We start from the raw sequence: 17,433 nt of genomic DNA, 5'->3' as shown, positions 1-17,433 counted from the left end.
CAGACACGCTGCTCGACCTCGTCAGGCGCCGGGGCGTGCTCTACGACGGCGCGATTGACGACCACTGCCTGGCGCGGTGGCGGAGCAGAACCGCAGGTTCTTTATCGCTTCGATCTTGCCCCGTTGTCGATCGTCGGCAGCGACGCTGAGTTTTGTTGATGGCGACGCGGATTATGATTTATTGTTGCGCCGCGTCACGGAAATGCACGACCTGCGCGAGTTGTTCAGCCGGGGGCAATAACGATAGGCATTCGCCACAGAGGCTCCAGACACAGAGCACCGCTATGGAGAACAACGACCCGACAGCACCAGAAGGCACGGATCGGCATCCCGAACTTCCCGATCGCCTCGAGGTTCCTGGTGGGTGGTTCGGGGTTTCTCCGTGCCTCTGTGTCCGCGGGGCTGGAGGTCAAGACCCATGAAAGTCACGACAAGCACATTGCGCAAGATGGTCGAGGAGGGCGATCGCATCACGATGCTCACCTGCACGGACGCAAGCTTCGCCGCACTGCTCGACGCCGCGGGTGTGGACACCTTTCTGGTCGGCGACTCTCTGGGCATGGTGATCCAGGGCCACGACTCGACGCTCCCGGTCTCCATGGAGGACATGATCTACCACACGCGCTGCGTGGCGCGAAGAACCCAGCGCGCGCTGATCATCGGCGACATGCCGTTCGGCAGCTACCAGAAAAGCCCGCAACAGGCGTTCGAGAACGCGGCGAGACTGATGAGCGCGGGGGCGCAGATGATCAAGCTCGAAGGGGGCGAGATCATGGCCGAGACGGTGGCCTTCCTGGTGCCGCGGGGGATCCCGGTCTGCGGTCACATCGGTCTCACGCCGCAGTCGGTGCACGCGCTCGGCGGATACAGGGTTCAGGGCAAGACCGAAGACGCGGTGCAGGCGCTGATTCGATCGGGTAAAACCCTGCAGGAAGCGGGCGCCAGCCTGATGGTCGTCGAGCTGGTGCCGGCACCCGTGGGCCGGGCGCTGAGCGAAGCGCTGGAGATTCCGGTCATGGGCATCGGCGCCGGCCCGCACTGCGACGGCCAGATCCTCAACCTCTACGACATGCTCGACGTCTATCCCGGCAAGAAGCCGCGCTTTGTCAAGAACTTCATGCAAGGTGCCGGCTCGGTGCAGCAGGCGATCGCGAACTTCGTGGCCGAGGTGAAGGCCGGCACCTTCCCCGGCCCCGAGCACAGTTTTTGACGCGAATCTCGCCCCAAGGGCACAGGGACACAGAGAAGTTCGCAAACAACAACGAACTGCCGAGCACATCAGAGCGCCAAGAAAGAACTTTTCGTTTCTCGGTGCCGTGGTGCCCTTGGCGGGATGACTCTGGTTCTGGGGTGAATGAAGATGGAAGTCATAGGAACGATCAAGGAACTGCGCCAGCGGCTGAAGGGGGAGCCCCGCATCGGCTGCGTGCCGACCATGGGCAACATCCACGACGGGCACCTGAGCCTGGTGAAGATCGCCCAGGCACACGCGCCCGTGACCGTCACGACGATCTTCGTCAACCGGCTGCAGTTCGGGGCGGGCGAAGACTTCGACAAGTATCCCCGCACCCTGGCGGAGGACTGCGAGAAACTCGCGGCCGTCGGCAACACCATCGTCTTCCATCCGGACGAAAAGGAGATGTATCCCGAGCCGCAGATGTTCTTCGTCGACCCGCCGAAGGTCGCTAACAAGCTGGAGGGGCGCTTCCGCCCGGGGCACTTCCGGGGGGTGTGCACGGTCGTGCTGAAGTTGTTCAACATCGTGCAGCCGGACGTCGCGGTGTTCGGCAAGAAGGACTATCAGCAGCTCGCGATCGTGCGTCACATGGTCGATCAGTTCGCGCTGCCCATCCGCATCATTCCGGCCGAGACGGTGCGCGCACCGGACGGCCTGGCGCTTTCGTCGCGCAATCGCTATCTGTCGGCCGAGGAGCGCAAGGAGGCGCCGCGGCTGCGCCAGGCGATGCTGCAGATCAAGGAAGCGATCGAAGCCGGTGACCGCAACTTCGTTGCCATGGAGTACGCCGCGGGCGCGCTGCTCGCGCGACACGGCTGGCAGGTCGATTATGTGGTCGTTCGCACCCAGCGCGGCCTGCTGCGTCCGGACGCACAGGCAAAGGAGCTGGTGGTGCTCGGTGCCGCCCGGCTGGGCCAGACGCGGCTGATCGACAATCTCGAGGTCAGCGCGCCGTAGCTGTCGCGTTCCGATGCAACCGCGCGCACCGCGGGTGCGGAGCAAGGGCGCGACGCGGATGCGAGTTTCCGTCCCGTGACCATCCTGTTCTACAACCCGGCCGACGATCCGCAGCCCTGGCGCGAGGCCTTTGCACGCGAGCTGCCTCATCTTGCGTTTCGAGTCTGGCCGGACACCGGGTCGGCGCACGAAGTGCGTTATGCGCTGGTTTGGAAACCGCCGCCCGGGTTCTTTGCGCAGTTCCCGAACCTGCGTGCGATCCTCGCCCTGGGCGCGGGGGTCGATCCGATCCCGACCGATCCGGAACTGCCGCGCGGCGTGCCCCTGGTACGCCTGGTCGACGTGGGGTTTCCGGCCCAGATGGCCGAATACGCCGTCTACGCCGTGCTGCGTTTCCAGCGCCGCATGGGCGAACTGGAAGCCTTGCAGCGCCAGGCGCGCTGGGTGCAGCTCGACCCGTTCCTGGCGCGCGATTTCCCGGTCGGCGTCATGGGGCTGGGCGTCATCGGCCGGGTCGTGGCGCAGCGGCTGGCGGGGCTCGGCTACGCAGTGGCGGGATGGGCGAGGACGCCCAGGCGCCTGGACGCAGTGGAGACCTTCTCGGGCCCCGAGAGCTTCGAGCGCTTCCTCTCACGCTCGCGCGTGGTGGTGAACGTGCTGCCGCTCACGCCGCAGACCGAGAACATCCTCGACGCCCGCGCATTCGCCGCCATGCCGCGAGGAAGCTATGTGGTCAACATCGGCCGCGGCGCGCACCTCGTCGACCAGGACCTGATCGACGCGCTCGATCGCCGCCAACTGGAAGGCGCGTTCCTGGACGTGTTTCGCGAGGAGCCGCTGCCGGCTTCGCATCCCTTCTGGCGCCACCCGAAGATCATGATCACGCCGCACGTGGCCGCGCCCACCGTCGGCTCGGAAGTCCAGGCGCAGGTGATCGACAACATCCGGCGGCTGGAGCGCGGCGACCCGCCCATGGGCATCGTCGATCTCGCGAGGGGATACTGATGAACCACGGAGCGACGAAGGCGCGGAGGAAACCCGAAGCTTGAAGCGAGGCACCCGAGGACACCAAGACCTCCAGGAAGCCGGCCCCTGATTTTGCTTTTCTGGCAGTTCTTGGGCCCCTTGGCGCCGTGGTCGGTTCAACCTGTGTCTGGCTTTTCCCTGTGCCTGTGCGCCGCTTTGCCCTCAGGCGGTGGGCAGTTTGTAGTCCTTGAAGTCCTCGCGCAGCTTGGTCTTGAGCAGCTTCCCGGTCGCGGTGTGCGGCAACTGATCGACGAACACCACGTCATCGGGAATCCACCATTTCGCGACCTTGCCCTCGAAGAAGGCGAGCAGGTCCTGCTTGCTGACGCTGGCGCCCGGCTTCCTGACCACGATCAGCAGCGGCCGTTCGTCCCACTTCGGATGGCGCACCGCCACCACGGCGGCTTCGGCGACCGCCGGATGCGCCACCGCCGTGTTCTCCAGATCGATCGAACTGATCCATTCGCCGCCGGACTTGATGACATCCTTGGAACGGTCGGTGATCTGCATGTAGCCATCGGGATCGATCGTGGCGACGTCGCCGGTCGGAAACCATCCACGATCCTGTTCGTCGCGCCGCAGCGGGTCGCCGCCTTCCCCCCGGAAGTACTCTTTCAGTACCCACGGGCCGCGCACCAGCAGATCGCCGAACGCCTTGCCGTCCCACGGAAGATCCTTGCCTTCGCCGTCGACGATCTTCATGTCCACGCCGTAGATCGGCCGGCCCTGTTTGTTCTGCAATGCGTAGCGCTGCTCCGCGGGCAGGTCGAGGTGCTTGGCCTTGAACGTGCAGACGGTCCCGAGCGGGCTCATCTCGGTCATGCCCCAGGCGTGCAGCACCTGCACCCCGTATTCTTCCTGAAAGGTGCGGATCATCGCCGGCGGGCACGCCGAGCCGCCGATCACCGTCCGGCTGAGGGTGGAAAACCGCAGCTTGTTGGTCTTCATGTAGGCGAGCAGTCCCATCCAGATGGTCGGAACGCCTGCCGAGACCGTGACCTTCTCGTTCTCGAACAGTTCGTACAGGCTCGCACCGTCCATGCCGGCGCCGGGAAACACGAGCTTCGCGCCGGTCAGCGCGCAGGCGTAGGGCAGGCCCCAGGCGTTGACATGGAACATCGGCACGACCGGAAGCACGACATCGCGGGCCGACAGGTTCAGCGCGTCGGGCAGCGCCGCGGCGTAGGAGTGCAGGATGGTGGTGCGGTGCTGATAGAGTACGCCCTTGGGATTGCCGGTCGTGCCCGAGGTGTAGCACAGCGACGAGGCGGTGCGTTCGTCGAACTGCGGCCACCGGTACTGGTCGGAATGCGCGTTGATCAGATCCTCGTAGCACGCCAGGTCGGCGATTGCACTGCTTGGCAGGTGGGCGCGATCGGTCAGCAGCACGAAGCCCTTGACTGTCTTCAGGTGCGGCAGAAGCTTCTCCACCAGCGGGGCGAACGTGAGGTCGAAGAAGAAATGGCGATCCTCGGCGTGGTTGGCGATGTAGGCGATTTGTTCCGGGAACAGCCGCGGGTTGATCGTGTGGCAGACCGCCCCCATACCGGAGACCGCATAGTAGATCTCGAAGTGGCGATGGGTGTTCCATGCCAGCGTGGCGACCCGGTCTCCCGGCCTCACGCCGAGGGCGACAAGCGCATTGGCCAGCTGCCGGCTGCGGCGGTGGGCTTCGCGGTAGGTGTAGCGGTGAATCGGTCCCTCGACCGTGCGCGTGACGATCTCGGTGTCGCCGTGAAACCGGTCCGCGTGCGTGATCAGCGACGAGACCAGCAGCGGGATGTCCATCATCAGGCCCTGCATGGCGCGCTCCTCCTCGATGGTTTTCTTGGCGGGCGATTCTAGAACCTCCGCGCGCCAGGGTCACGCCGGGGCGGCTCACGCCGCGGGCCGCGCCCGGCGTTTACAACGCCGCCGCGCTCCGAATAGAATCGAGCGGCCTGCGGGCCCATAACAACAGCCATTCCGGGATCCCGGCGCCGCGGCGGTGCGTGCGGTCGGCGCAACCACAAGACAAAACCAGAGGACGACGTGCTCCCTTCGGCAATGGTGACCATCGAAAGGATGGCCGGCGAGCTCGCGCCATTGGCGATTGCCGGTGAGTGGCCGGCATCCGCAGCGATGAGTGGGGGAATGCTCGCCGTGAAGGCCTGTGCCGTGGGCGGTGTTGCCTGCCCCCGCGCCGTCGCGCGCGATAGCGCCCGCTGAACCGCGCACGCCATGGAATTCTTCCTCGTCACCCTGCTGAACAGCCTGTCCTACGGGCTGCTGCTGTTCATGCTCTCTTCGGGCCTGACGCTCATCTTCAGCATGATGGGCGTGCTGAACTTCGCTCACGCCAGCTTCTACATGCTGGGGGCCTATTTCGCGTACCAGATGGGCCTGCATGTGGGGTTCTGGGCCGCGCTGTTCCTGTCGCCGCTTGCCGTGGGCGCGATCGGTGCACTCACCGAGCGCTACGGCCTGCGCACGGTTCACAAGTTCGGCCACGTCGCCGAGCTGCTCTTCACCTTCGGACTGGCCTACGTCATCGAGGAGATCGTCCACCTCATCTGGGGCCGCGCGCCGGTGGATTATCGCATCCCGGCGTCCCTCGATTTCACCTTGTTCACGCTGTTTACCACCCAATATCCGGCCTATCGCGGGTTCATGATGCTGGTGTCGGTGGGAATGCTGATCGCGTTATGGCTGCTGCTCACGCGCACGCGCATCGGGATGATCGTGCAAGCTTCGCTCACCCATCCGGACATGGTCGAGGCGCTCGGCCACAACGTGCCGCGGGTCTTCATGTTCGTGTTCGCGGGCGGCGCGGCGCTCGCCGGCCTGGCCGGTGTGCTGGGCGGCAACATGTTCATCACCGAGCCCGGGATGGCGGCCGCCGTCGGCACCATCGTGTTCGTCGTCGTGGTGTTCGGCGGCATGGGCTCGCTCACCGGAGCCTTCATCGCTTCGCTGCTGATCGGCGCGCTGCAGACCTTTTCGGTGGCGCTCGATTATTCGGTCGCGCATGTGCTCCGCGCCATGGGAATCGAAGTCGGCGCGGATTCCGCCTGGCACGGATTGGCGACGATCACCATCTCCCAGACCGCGCCCGTGTTGCCGTACCTGCTGATGGTGCTCATGCTGATCGTGCGCCCGCGCGGCCTGATGGGGACGCGGGAGACCTGAGATGCAGCGTTCGATCGCGCTTTCCGGTGTGGCCGCGCCCGTTCTGCGCTGGCGGCGGCCGCTGTTCTGGCTGGGGGTGGCGGCGCTGTTCGCGCTGCTGCCGATGGCGTTCCGCCAGAGCTTCGCGCTCTCGATGCTCTCGCAGATGGGCATCGCCATCATCTTTGCGCTGTCCTACAACATGCTGCTGGGACAGACCGGGCTGCTCTCCTTCGGCCACGCCGTCTATTTCGGGCTCGGCGCTTTCTTCACCGCGCACGCGATCAACTGGGTCGGCGCCGGGAAGCTGTGGTTCCCCATCACGTTCATGCCCCTGGTGGGCGGTGCGGCGGGGCTGTTCTTCGGTCTGATCCTCGGCTTCGTGACCACGCGGCGCGCCGGGACTCCGTTCGCCATGATCTCGCTCGGCATCGCGGAAATGGTGGCTGCCAGCGCGCTCATGTTCACGGCGTTCTTCGGCGGCGAGGGCGGCATTGCCACCAACCGCACGGCGGGCGGTCCGATGCTCGGCGTGAGCTACGGGCCGCAGATCGAGGTCTACTATCTGATCGCCGCCTGGTGCCTGGTGTGCATGCTGCTCATGTACGCGCTGACGCGTACGCCGCTGGGCCGCATGGCCAACGCGGTACGCGACAACCCGGAGCGCGCCCAGTTCGTCGGCTACAACCCCACGCGCGTGCGCTGGCTGATGCTGACGCTGGCCGGCTTCTTCGCCGGCATCGCGGGAGGACTGGCTGCGATCAACTATGAAATCGTGACTGCCGAGACGCTGGGCGTGGTGGCCTCGGGCAACGCCGTGCTGATGGCCTTCATCGGCGGGATCGGCCACTTCTGGGGGCCGATCCTGGGCGCCGTGCTGGTGACCTTCCTGCAGTCGGCGCTGTCGACCTACACCCAGGCCTGGCTGCTGTACTTCGGGCTGCTGTTCCTGGTCATCATCCTGTTCTCGCCGGGCGGGATCGCCAACCTGATCACGATGCACCGTCCGGTGTGGACGGCGGGACTGATCAAGCGGCTGCTGCCGTCGTATGCGCTGGGGGCGGCCACGGGCGCGGTGATGCTGGCGGGCCTTGTCGGGCTCGTGGAGATGATCTACCACGTCGAGGCCCACGAGGCGGCGACGCGCACCTTCCGCTTCCTCGGCATCGCGCTCGATCCGGGACGGATCGGCTCCTGGCTGGCGATTCTCGCGCTGCTCGCCGTGGGGCTCGCGCTGTTCAGCCGGGCCGCGCGCTCGGTCCGGCGCGCCTGGGACGACATCACGCCGCAGTTGCAGGCCAGGGAGGCCGCATGAACGACGCGGTCCTCAGGCTCGTCGATGTGCGCAAGAGTTTCGGGCGCACGTCGATCATCAACGGTGTGACGCTCGACATCGCCCGCGGCGAGCGGCACGCGATGATCGGTCCCAACGGAGCCGGGAAGTCCACGTTGTTCAATCTGATCAGCGGCCGCTTCCCCGTGTCCTCGGGGCGCATTGAGCTCAAGGGCGAAGACATCACCAACCTGGAACCGCACATCATCAACCGCAAGGGTCTGTCGCGCAGCTTCCAGATCACCAATATCTTCCCCCGGCTCTCGGTCTACGAAAACGTGCGTTGCGCCGTGCTCTGGGCGACCGGCTACCGGTATTCGTTCTGGCACCCGGTCGGAAGCCTGAAGTCGGTGAAGCAGCGCACCGACGAGATCGTGGAGAGAATCGGCATGGCCCGGCGACGCGACCGGCCCGCCGGCATGCTGACCTACGCCGAACAGCGCGCGCTGGAGATCGGCATCACGCTCGCCACCGGCGCCGACGTGATCCTGCTCGACGAGCCCACCGCCGGCATGAGTCGCAGCGAAACCGACGACGCCGTCGAGCTGATCCGCGCCGTCACTCAGGGAAAGACGCTGGTCATGGTCGAGCACGACATGAGCGTGGTGTTCAATCTCGCCGACCGGATCTCGGTGCTGGTATATGGCGAAGTCGTCGCCACGGGCTCGCCGGAAGAAATCCGCGCCAGCAAGACGGTGCAGGAAGCCTATCTCGGCACCGAGCAGCACTGACGGCGAAAGCGGCATGCTGGAAGTCAAGGACCTGCACGCGTATTACGGCAAGAGCCACATCCTGCACGGCGTTCATATGAACGTGCGGCGGGGCGAGATCGTGTCGCTGCTCGGGCGCAACGGCGTGGGGCGCTCCACGACCATCAAGGCGATCATGGGCCAGGTCCGGCACACCGGCTCCATCCGTTTCAGGGACGAGGAGATCAGCGGGCTGGCGACCTATGTCATCGCGCGGCGCGGCCTGGGTTACGTGCCCGAGAACCGGGAGATCTTCCCCACGCTCACGGTGCGCCAGAACCTGCTGTTGGGGATGAAGGCTGCGCGCCGCAAGGGGCGCTGGTCGATCGACGACATGTACGCGCTCTTCCCGCAGCTTAAGGCGCGCGACGGCGCTCCCGCGGGTGTCATGTCCGGCGGGGAACAGCAGATGCTGACCCTGTGCCGCACGCTGATGGGAGATCCGGACCTGGTGATGATCGACGAGCCGACCGAGGGGCTTGCGCCGAAGATCGTGGAGCAGGTGGCGGGGCTCTTTCAGGAGATCAAGAACCGCGGAGCCTCGATCCTGCTCGTGGAGCAGAAGCTCACTATCGCGCTGCGCATCTCGCAGCGGGTCTACGTGATGGGCCACGGCCACATCGTGTTCGAAGGCACGCCGGACGACCTGCGCGCCAACGATGCCGTGCGCAAGGAGTGGCTGGAGGTGTAGAAAGGCTTTTCACACGAAGGATCTTATGGCGCTAGTCGACTACCAAACGCAGGGCGCGATCGGCGTGATCACGCTGGACAACCCGCCGGTCAACGCCCTGGCGGTCAACAAGGGCGTGCCGCAGGCCATTCTCGACGCCGTCAAGCAGGGCGAGCACGATCCCCATGTGCGCGCCTTTCTGCTGATCGGCGCCGGGAAGAACTTCTGCGGCGGCGCGGACATCAGCGAGTTCGGCAAGCCGCGCGATCCGAACCTGGCCACGCTGCCCGACGTGCTCGCCTATCTGGACACGGTCACCAAGCCGGTGGTGGCCGCGCTGTCGGGCGCGACGATGGGTGGCGGCCTCGAGCTGGCGCTCGCCTGCCACTATCGGCTCGCCGCGCCGCAGACCCAGCTCGCGCTGCCGGAAGTCAAGCTCGGCATTCTCCCCGGCGCGGGGGGCACGCAACGGCTTCCGCGCCTGATCGGGGTGGAGCGCGCACTGGACATGATGGTCAGTGGTGAGCCGATCGACGCCGCGCGCGCCAGGGAGCTGGGCATCGTCGACGAGATCATCACCGGCGACCTGCGCCAGGGCGCTCTGGCCTGGACGCGCAGGGCCATCCAGGACGGCAGGGGCGTGCGCCGCACCAGCCAGTTGAGCGTCCAGCTCGGAAGCCCGTCGGCGGAATTCTTCGCCGGCGCGAAAGCGCGCGTAAACAGGGAGTGGCGCGGCTATCCGGCGCCGCTCGCGATCGTCGCCTGCGTGGAAGCGGCGGTGACGATGCCGTTCGCCAAGGGTGTGGCCTTCGAGCGGCAGGAATTCGAGAAGCTGGTGAAGAGCGACGAATCGCGCGCGCTGCGCCATCTGTTCTTCGCCGAACGCGCCGCCGCCAAGATCGATGACGTCCCTGCCGATACGCCGACCCGGGAGATCCGGAAGGCCGCGGTGATCGGCGCCGGCACGATGGGTGGCGGAATCGCCATGAATTTCGCCAACGTGGGCATTCCGGTCGTCGTGGTGGAAGCCCGGCAGGAGGCGCTGGACAAGGGGCTGGAGACCATCCGCCGCAACTATGCCGGCACGGTGTCGAAAGGCCGGCTCGCTCAGGAGGAGATGGACCGGCGCGTGGGCCTCATCCGCGGCACGCTCGACATCGCAGCGGTCAAGGACGCCGACATCGTCATCGAAGCGGTGTTCGAGGACATGGCGCTGAAGAAGGAAGTGTTCGCGAAGCTCGATGACATCGCCAAGGCGACGGCCATTCTTGCGACCAATACTTCGACGCTCGACGTCGATGAAATCGCGTCGACGACCCGGCGGCCCGAGTCGGTGCTCGGCCTGCACTTCTTCAGTCCGGCGAACGTCATGCGCCTGCTCGAAGTGGTGCGCGGCGCGCGCACCTCGAAAGAGACGCTGGCCACGGCGATGAAGCTCGGCAAGCAGATCAGAAAGGTGCCGGTATGCGTGGGCGTGTGCGACGGATTCGTCGGCAACCGGATGATCCACCGCTACCTCAACGAGGCCGCTTTCCTCCTGGAGGAGGGTGCGCTGCCCCAGCAGGTCGACGCCGCGATCGAGGCCTTCGGTTTCGCGATGGGGCCGTTCCGGATGAGCGACCTCGCCGGTCTCGACGTGGGTTGGTATATCCGCAAGCGACAGGCGGCCACGCGCCCGCCCACCGAGCGCTATTCGAAGATCGCGGACCGGATCTGCGAGATGGGCCGCTTCGGCCAGAAGACCGGGGCCGGCTACTACCGCTACGAAAAAGGCAGCCGGGAGCCGATTCCCGATCCGCAGATCGAGCAGCTCATCGTCCAGGCTTCGCGCGAGGTCGGCGTCGAGCGGCGCAAGATCCCGGACCAGGAGATCGTCGAGCGGTTGCTCTATCAGCTCGTCAACGAAGGCGCGAGAATACTGGAGGAGCGCATCGCCCAGCGCGCGTCCGATATCGACGTAATCTACGCCTTCGGCTACGGCTTCCCGCGCTACCGCGGCGGTCCGATGTTCCATGCCGATACCATCGGCCTGGACAAGGTCCTGGCGGCGATCGAGCGTTATCGCCGGGGATACCGGGCGGAACACTGGGTGGCTGCGCCGCTGCTCGCGCGGCTCGCCGCCAGCGGCGGAAAGTTCAATAACTGAAGCGCTCACCGCGGAGGACGCACGGGAAGGAATGCCAGCAAGAGGCGAAACTTCGTCAGAAGACGACGGACCCGGAAGAGGGTCGCAATACCCGCCGTAGCGCACCCTCTTCTTGCCTTCGTGTCCTGTGTTTCGCTGTTGCGGTCTTCCTCCGCGTCCCTGGCGGTCGATGCAGAGGTGGTCTTATGACAGAGGCAGTGATTGTTTCGACGGCGCGCACGCCGCTGTGCAAGAGCTGGAAAGGCGCGCTGAACATGACCCATGGCGCCACCATGGGCGGGCACGTCGTCAAGGTGGCGATCGAGCGCGCGAAGCTCGAGCCCGCCGAAGTGGACGATGTGATCATGGGCTGCGCCAATCCCGAGGGCGCCACGGGGATGAACATCGCCCGCCAGATCGCGCTTCGCGCGGGACTGCCGGTGACTGTTTCGGGCATGACCGTCAACCGCTTCTGCTCCTCCGGGCTGCAGGCCGTGGCGCTGGCTTCGCAGCGGATCATGACGGGCGAAGCCGAGATCTTCGTGGCCGGCGGCGTGGAGTCGATCTCCTGCGTGCAAAACGAGATGAACAGGCACATGCTGGAGGAAGAATGGCTCGCCAGGAACAAGCCGGAAATCTACTGGACGATGTTGCAGACGGCCGAGAACGTGTCCAGGCGCTACAAGATCGCGCGCGAGGCGCAGGACCGCTACGGAGTGCGCAGCCAGCAGCGTGCCGCGGCCGCGCGCGCCGCCGGCAGGTTCCACGACGAGATCGTTCCCATCTCCACGCGCATGAAGGTCGTGGACAAGGAGACCGGCCGCGAGTCGATCAAGGAGGTCACGGTCAGCCAGGACGAAGGCATCCGCCCGGATACCACCTACGAAGGGGTATCCCAGATCAAGCCGGCGCTGGAGGGTGGAGTGATCGCGGCCGGCAATGCCAGCCAGTTCTCCGACGGCGCTTCGGCACAGGTCGTGATGAGCGATCGGGTCGCGGCGCGCAAGGGTCTCGAGCCGATGGGTGCGTTCCGCGGATTTGCCGTCGCGGGCTGCGAACCCGATGAGATGGGCATCGGGCCGGTATTTGCGGTGCCGAAGCTGCTCAGGCAGGCCGGGCTGAAGCTCGAGGATGTCGGACTGTGGGAGCTGAACGAGGCGTTCGCGGTGCAGGTCCTCTACTGCCGTGACCGCCTGGGGATTCCCGACGAGCGGCTCAACGTCAACGGCGGCTCGATCGCGCTGGGGCATCCCTACGGCATGACGGGCAGCCGTCTCGTGGGCCACGCGCTCATCGAGGGCAAGCGCCGCGGCGTGAAGTACGTGGTCGTCACCATGTGCATCGGCGGCGGGATGGGTGCGGCCGGCCTTTTCGAGGTCGCCTGACGGTCTGATTTGCCACGCAGACAAGGAGCCATAGACAATCCCGAAGCAAGATCGAATCCCCGGGTCACCGAGAACACCGAGAAGAACGCATTGTTTCGCGACGTCCTTCCGTGGTGCGCTTGGCGTTTCGGGAGGTCCGTCGTGGGGTTCGTCATTCTCTGCGCCGCTGTGCCACTGAGGTTCACGAGGGCTTAACGATGAGCGTCAAGAAACTGTTCGATCTGTCCGGCAAGGTCGCGTTGATCACCGGCGGCTCCCGCGGCCTGGGGCTGCAGATGGCCGAAGCCCTCGGTGAAATGGGTGCCCGGGTCGCGATTACCGCGCGCAAGGCGCCCGAGCTGGAGGAAGCCAAGGCTCATCTGGCCGCGCTGGGCATCGAGGCGCTGACCGTGGTCAACGATCTGCAAAGCACCGACGCGGTCAGGCCCATGGTCGAGCAAGTTCTCCAGCGCCTGGAGAAGATCGACATCCTGATCAACAACGCCGGCGCGGCCTGGGGCGCGCCGGCCGAAGACCATCCGCTGGACGCCTGGCACAAGGTGCTCAATCTGAACCTCACGGCGATCTTCTTGCTGAGCCAGACGGTGGGAAAGCTGTCGATGATCCCGCGCCGCTACGGCAGGATCGTCAACATCGCATCGATCGCGGGGCTGGTCGGCACCGAGCCCGGCTTCATGCCCACGATCGCCTACAACTCCAGCAAAGGCGGCGTGGTGAACTTCACCCGCTCGCTCGCGGCGGAGTGGGCGCGCTACAACATCACGGTCAACGCCATCGCGCCCGGAGTCTTTCCGTCGAAGATGTCGCAGGTCATGATCGACCACTCGCAGCAGTACATCGTGCAACAGACGCCGTTGAAGCGCCTGGGCGGCCCGGAAGACCTCAAGGGCGTGGCGGTGTTGCTCGCCTCCGACGCATCGGCCTACATCACCGGCCAGACCATCGCCGTGGATGGCGGATATACCGCGATCTGAAGCAGCACTGGAGGAAGCGGCGTCGTGTGCGCGCAGAAGGCCGGGTTCGACATTCATGTTCCCTTCGTCGAGCACCTGGGAATCCGCATCACGGACAAGCAGCCGGGCATGGTTCGGCTGCGACTCGAGCCGCGCGCCGAGTTCGACAACAGCTGGGGCTCGGTGCACGGCGGCGTGCTGATGACCATGCTCGACGTGGCGCTGGCCAGCGCCGGCCGTTCGCTGGACGAGCGCTGCAACGGCGCGCTGACGGTGGAGATCAAGGTCAACTTCATCACGGCGGCGAAGGGACCGGTGCTCGGGGAAGGCAGAGCCCAGCGTGCCGGCCGTTCGCTCATCTTTTCCGAGGGAGAACTGCGCAGCGAGGACGGTACCCTGCTCGCCAAGGCCACCGGCACGTTCAAACTCCTGTACCCCTCGGAAAACAGGGATTGACCACCAAGGCAGCAGGACACCAGGGGAATCCGGACGAGACGCCACTACAGAGGACACGAGAGGTCACATGAGCAATCCGCGGGCGGACATTGACGAGCGCAGGTCGCAGACGGATCCGTCGGCGCGCACAGGGCCCGTTTTGGGATCCCGGAGTTCAACGCGTTTTGGCGCCCTGGTGGTTGATTCGTAGGCCGCGAAACATGCCGCTGGATCCGCAAGCACAGCGCGTCATCGATCTGGTCAGAAAGGCCAACGCCCCGGAGTTCTGGCAACTCACGCCCGACCAGGCGCGCGAGCAATACCGCCTGCGCGTGGACAAGCTCAAGGTCCGCGAGGACATCCATCGCACCGAGGACCGGCGCATTCCCGGCCCGGGCAGCCATCTTCCGATCCGCATCTACACCCCGCGCGAGCTCAAGGCCGGAGAGAAACTGCCGGTGCTGGTCTGGTATCACGGCGGCGGTTTCGTGATCGGCGATCTGGAGACCCACGACTCGGCCTGCCGCATGCTGGCGAACCGTGCCGAATGCATCGTGGTCGCGGTGGACTATCGTCTGGCGCCCGAGTTCAAGTTTCCCGCTGCGGTGGAGGACAGCGAAGCCGCGCTCAAGTGGATCGCGCTGCATGCCGTGGAGTTCGGCGGCGATGCGCAGCGCATCGCGGTGGGCGGAGACAGCGCGGGCGGCAACCTCGCCGCCGTGGTCGCGATCCTGGCGCGAAACGCCGGTCATCCGAAGCTCGCCTTTCAGCTTCTCGTCTATCCCGCCGTGGCGCCGGAGCCGGAGACGGATTCGCACCATCGATTTGCCGAAGGCTACCTGCTCACGCGCCGGACGATCACCTGGTTCTACCGGCACTATCTGCGCAGCCCGAAAGATGCCAACGACTTCCGCTACGCACCGCTGGTGGCCGACGATCTGTCCGATCTGCCGCCCGCGTTCGTGCTGGTGGCCGGCTATGACCCGCTGCGCGACGAAGGGGTGGAGTATGCAAAGCGGCTCATTGCGGCCGGCAACCGCGTGCGGCTGACGAGCTACGAGGGCATGATTCACGGCTTCTATCTGATGGGCGGAGCGGTCGACGCCGCCAAGCGCGCCGTGGACGAGTCTGCGGAAATGCTCCGCGACGCTTTCAGGCGGCCTCGCTGAACGCGAAAAGCACAGCCCAAGGAGGACTGCGGCCATGTCCGCACGGCAACGGGAAATTCCGTATCTGTTTCTCCTGGTGTCCTTGAAGGTTCTCTTTTCCTTGCATTGGGAACAGGCAAGTCGCAGAAAGGCGCTGACATGGCTACTTTGACGGGCAAGGTCGCATGGATCACGGGAGCAGGAACGGGCATCGGGCTGGCGGCGGCAAAGGCGCTGGCGGAAGCGGGCGCGACGGTGATCATGAGCGGACGGCGCAAGGAAGTGCTCGATCCGGAAGCCGAGAAGCTTCGCATCCGCGGCTTCAGCGTCGATACCGAAGCACTGGATGTGTCCGACAAGAAGGCGGTGAGCCGCGCCGCGAGCCATATCCTCGAGCGCCACGGGCGGGTGGATATCCTCGTCAACAGCGCCGGACTCAACGTGCCCAACCGCTACTGGAAGAACCAGACCCCGGAGGGCTGGGATGAAGTCATCGGCGTCAACCTCGACGGGTCGTTCTACACGACCTTTGCCGTGCTGCCGGGGATGCGCTCGCGCAAGGACGGGCTCATCGTCAATATCTCGTCCTGGTCGGGCGTGTACCACGTCAAGCTGACCGGTGCGGCATACAACGCGTCCAAACACGCCGTGATCGCGATGACCGAAACCATCAACATGGAAGAGTGCGCCAACGGCATCCGCGCCTGCGCCATCTGCCCGGCCGAGGTCTCCACGCCGATCATGGAGAAACGCCCCGTTCCTCCCAGCGCTGAGGATCGTGCCCGGATGCTGCAACCCGAGGATCTGGGCGCGGTCATCCGTTTCGTGGCGGAGCTTCCACCACGCGTGTGCATCAATCAGTTGATCGTCAGCCCGACCTGGAATCGCATGTACGTCGGCGGGCTGGAAACTCCGCGCAACTGACCGGTCGGTCCATGCAGGCAGTGCTGTTCACCAACGTGCGCGTGCTCGACGGGAGCGGCGCGGCGCCGTTCCCGGGCGAGGTGCGGGTGCAGGGCGAGCGCATCGCGGCACTCGCGCCCGCGGGAACATCGCTGCCGCGTGGCGAGGCGCGCGTGGTGGACGGCCGCGGGGCGACGCTGATGCCGGGGCTGATCGAGGCCCACGCGCATCTTTCCTTCACCGACGTCGCCGCGTCGATCGAGCTGGGTTCCATTCCGCCCGAAGAACACACGCTGCTCACCGCGCGCAACGCGCGCCGGCTGCTCGATGCGGGTTTCACCGGCTGCTTCAGCGCGGCTTCGGCCAAGCCGCGGCTCGACGTGGTCGTGCGCAACGCCATCAATGCCGGCGAGATCCCAGGACCGCGCCTGCTGGCCGCGAGCCCGGAGTTGACGGTCACGGCCGGGCTGGGCGACGTGCGGCTCATGCACCTGTACCGCGAAAGCTACGCGGTGGTGTGCGACGGTGCCGAGGAGTTCCGCCGCTATGCGCGCCTGATGTGCCGTGAAGGCGTGGACACGCTCAAGGTCAACGTCTCGGGAGACGCCGGAAGCCCGTCCGCGCCCGCCGAGGCCACTGTCATGACCGACGCGGAGGTCGCCGCAGTGTGCGAAGTGGCTGCCGCCCACGGCAAGCGCGTGGCTGCACATGCCCGCAGCGCCGAATCGGTCAAGATGTGCCTGCGGCACGGCATCGACGTAATCTACCATGCCACGCTGATCGACGAGCAAGCCAAGGACCTGCTCGAAGCGCGCAAGGACCGCGTCTTCGTGGCGCCCGCGATCGGGCATCTCTACACGACGGTGCACGAAGCCGGACCGTGGGGGATCACGCCCGATATCGCGGCGCGACGCGGTCTGAAGCGCGAACTGGAGCTCGCCATCGAGAACATGCGCGAGCTGAAGCGCCGCGGGGTGCGCATCCTGCCGGGCGGGGATTACGGCTTCGCCTGGAATCCCAACGGAAGCAACGCGCGCGATCTCGAGCACTTCGTCCGGCTGCTCGGCTTCTCGCCCATGGAAGCCATCGTCTCGGCGACCCGCCTGGGCGCACTGCTGATGGGGATGGGCGACCGGCTCGGCCAGATCCGCCCGGGCTACCTGGCTGATCTGCTGCTCATCGAGGGCGATCCGCTGCAGGATATCGGGGTGCTGCGCGATGGCCGTCGCCGGATCGCCGTCATGAAAGGCGGCGCCTTTCACTGTCTCAGACAATGACAGCCGTCAACTGTACGATTCATGACCGGATTCTCCGCGTCTGCGGCGGGCCCCGGTGGTCGCTGGGCGCAGTGTTCAGCGCGCGGAA

16 protein-coding genes are annotated in these 17,433 nt (G+C 65.9%); 15 read left to right on the top strand and 1 reads right to left on the bottom strand.

The window, feature by feature from the left end:
* Nucleotides 1-76: 76 nt before the first annotated feature.
* The 4 genes from VNM24_13745 (at nt 77) to VNM24_13730 (ending at nt 3,199) form a co-directional block, all read left to right on the top strand.
* A complete protein-coding gene (locus VNM24_13745) occupies nt 77-241 on the top strand; it encodes a hypothetical protein (protein ID HWQ39644.1) in 165 nt (54 codons plus the stop codon).
* A 177-nt stretch (nt 242-418) separates the two neighbouring features.
* Nucleotides 419-1,210: a 3-methyl-2-oxobutanoate hydroxymethyltransferase gene (gene panB, locus VNM24_13740; GenBank protein ID HWQ39643.1), complete on the top strand. Its 792-nt coding sequence runs from the start codon at nt 419-421 to the stop codon at nt 1,208-1,210.
* 150 nt (nt 1,211-1,360) lie between these two features.
* Complete coding sequence (gene panC, locus VNM24_13735) at nt 1,361-2,194, top strand: pantoate--beta-alanine ligase (protein ID HWQ39642.1); 834 nt, start codon at nt 1,361-1,363, stop codon at nt 2,192-2,194.
* Between the two features lie 75 nt (nt 2,195-2,269).
* Nucleotides 2,270-3,199 carry a glyoxylate/hydroxypyruvate reductase A gene (locus VNM24_13730; GenBank protein HWQ39641.1) on the top strand — a complete coding sequence of 310 codons (930 nt, stop codon included), beginning with the start codon at nt 2,270-2,272 and terminating at the stop codon, nt 3,197-3,199.
* Nucleotides 3,200-3,382: 183 nt separating this feature from the next.
* Here VNM24_13730 and VNM24_13725 read toward each other — a convergent pair whose 3' ends face one another.
* The gene (locus VNM24_13725; protein HWQ39640.1) at nt 3,383-5,023 is read right to left on the bottom strand and encodes a 3-(methylthio)propionyl-CoA ligase; all 1,641 of its coding nucleotides are present in this window, start codon (nt 5,021-5,023) and stop codon (nt 3,383-3,385) included.
* 417 nt (nt 5,024-5,440) lie between these two features.
* Here VNM24_13725 and VNM24_13720 point away from each other — a divergent pair, with 417 nt between their 5' ends.
* The 11 genes from VNM24_13720 to VNM24_13670 all read left to right on the top strand — a co-directional run bounded on the left by VNM24_13720 (nt 5,441) and on the right by VNM24_13670 (nt 17,345).
* On the top strand, nt 5,441-6,388 hold the full coding sequence (locus VNM24_13720) for a branched-chain amino acid ABC transporter permease (protein ID HWQ39639.1): 948 nt from the start codon (nt 5,441-5,443) through the stop codon (nt 6,386-6,388).
* A gap of 1 nt (nt 6,389) precedes the next feature.
* Nucleotides 6,390-7,682, top strand: coding sequence for a branched-chain amino acid ABC transporter permease (locus VNM24_13715; GenBank protein ID HWQ39638.1), 1,293 nt, complete (start codon nt 6,390-6,392; stop codon nt 7,680-7,682).
* Nucleotides 7,679-8,431: an ABC transporter ATP-binding protein gene (locus VNM24_13710; GenBank protein HWQ39637.1), complete on the top strand. Its 753-nt coding sequence runs from the start codon at nt 7,679-7,681 to the stop codon at nt 8,429-8,431. The genes VNM24_13715 and VNM24_13710 overlap by 4 nt, the downstream gene beginning before the upstream one ends.
* A 13-nt stretch (nt 8,432-8,444) precedes the next feature.
* Complete coding sequence (locus tag VNM24_13705) at nt 8,445-9,140, top strand: ABC transporter ATP-binding protein (GenBank protein HWQ39636.1); 696 nt, start codon at nt 8,445-8,447, stop codon at nt 9,138-9,140.
* A 25-nt stretch (nt 9,141-9,165) separates the two neighbouring features.
* Nucleotides 9,166-11,265, top strand: coding sequence for a 3-hydroxyacyl-CoA dehydrogenase NAD-binding domain-containing protein (locus VNM24_13700; GenBank protein HWQ39635.1), 2,100 nt, complete (start codon nt 9,166-9,168; stop codon nt 11,263-11,265).
* Nucleotides 11,266-11,450: 185 nt separating this feature from the next.
* Nucleotides 11,451-12,629: an acetyl-CoA C-acyltransferase gene (locus tag VNM24_13695; GenBank protein HWQ39634.1), complete on the top strand. Its 1,179-nt coding sequence runs from the start codon at nt 11,451-11,453 to the stop codon at nt 12,627-12,629.
* A 197-nt stretch (nt 12,630-12,826) separates the two neighbouring features.
* Nucleotides 12,827-13,603, top strand: a complete 777-nt coding sequence (locus VNM24_13690; GenBank protein ID HWQ39633.1) for an SDR family oxidoreductase — start codon at nt 12,827-12,829, stop codon at nt 13,601-13,603.
* Between the two features lie 24 nt (nt 13,604-13,627).
* Nucleotides 13,628-14,038 carry a PaaI family thioesterase gene (locus VNM24_13685; GenBank protein ID HWQ39632.1) on the top strand — a complete coding sequence of 137 codons (411 nt, stop codon included), beginning with the start codon at nt 13,628-13,630 and terminating at the stop codon, nt 14,036-14,038.
* Nucleotides 14,039-14,238: 200 nt separating this feature from the next.
* Nucleotides 14,239-15,186, top strand: a complete 948-nt coding sequence (locus VNM24_13680; GenBank protein HWQ39631.1) for an alpha/beta hydrolase — start codon at nt 14,239-14,241, stop codon at nt 15,184-15,186.
* Nucleotides 15,187-15,324: 138 nt separating this feature from the next.
* Complete coding sequence (locus VNM24_13675; GenBank protein HWQ39630.1) at nt 15,325-16,089, top strand: SDR family oxidoreductase; 765 nt, start codon at nt 15,325-15,327, stop codon at nt 16,087-16,089.
* A gap of 11 nt (nt 16,090-16,100) precedes the next feature.
* Entirely contained in the window at nt 16,101-17,345 is a 1,245-nt protein-coding gene (locus tag VNM24_13670; GenBank protein ID HWQ39629.1) for an amidohydrolase family protein, read from the top strand.
* The last annotated feature ends 88 nt before the right edge of the window (nt 17,346-17,433 follow it).

It is taken from the genome of Burkholderiales bacterium (assembly GCA_035560005.1).
Taxonomy (GTDB): Bacteria; Pseudomonadota; Gammaproteobacteria; order Burkholderiales; family Eutrophovitaceae; genus DASRFY01.
This window is presented reverse-complemented; position numbering and strand designations above follow the sequence as displayed.

Excerpts from the sequence above, each read along its gene's own strand:
- VNM24_13710 (HWQ39637.1), top strand. The coding sequence starts at position 7,679 with ATGAACGACGCGGTCCTCAGGCTCGTCGATGTGCGCAAGAGTTTCGGG.
- VNM24_13690 (HWQ39633.1), top strand. The coding sequence starts at position 12,827 with ATGAGCGTCAAGAAACTGTTCGATCTGTCCGGCAAGGTCGCGTTGATC.
- VNM24_13695 (HWQ39634.1), top strand. The coding sequence starts at position 11,451 with ATGACAGAGGCAGTGATTGTTTCGACGGCGCGCACGCCGCTGTGCAAG.
- VNM24_13675 (HWQ39630.1), top strand. The coding sequence starts at position 15,325 with ATGGCTACTTTGACGGGCAAGGTCGCATGGATCACGGGAGCAGGAACG.
- VNM24_13720 (HWQ39639.1), top strand. The coding sequence starts at position 5,441 with ATGGAATTCTTCCTCGTCACCCTGCTGAACAGCCTGTCCTACGGGCTG.
- VNM24_13680 (HWQ39631.1), top strand. The coding sequence starts at position 14,239 with ATGCCGCTGGATCCGCAAGCACAGCGCGTCATCGATCTGGTCAGAAAG.
- VNM24_13705 (HWQ39636.1), top strand. The coding sequence starts at position 8,445 with ATGCTGGAAGTCAAGGACCTGCACGCGTATTACGGCAAGAGCCACATC.
- VNM24_13700 (HWQ39635.1), top strand. The coding sequence starts at position 9,166 with ATGGCGCTAGTCGACTACCAAACGCAGGGCGCGATCGGCGTGATCACG.
- VNM24_13715 (HWQ39638.1), top strand. The coding sequence starts at position 6,390 with ATGCAGCGTTCGATCGCGCTTTCCGGTGTGGCCGCGCCCGTTCTGCGC.
- panC (HWQ39642.1), top strand. The coding sequence starts at position 1,361 with ATGGAAGTCATAGGAACGATCAAGGAACTGCGCCAGCGGCTGAAGGGG.
- VNM24_13670 (HWQ39629.1), top strand. The coding sequence starts at position 16,101 with ATGCAGGCAGTGCTGTTCACCAACGTGCGCGTGCTCGACGGGAGCGGC.
- panB (HWQ39643.1), top strand. The coding sequence starts at position 419 with ATGAAAGTCACGACAAGCACATTGCGCAAGATGGTCGAGGAGGGCGAT.
- VNM24_13725 (HWQ39640.1), bottom strand. The coding sequence starts at position 5,023 with ATGCAGGGCCTGATGATGGACATCCCGCTGCTGGTCTCGTCGCTGATC.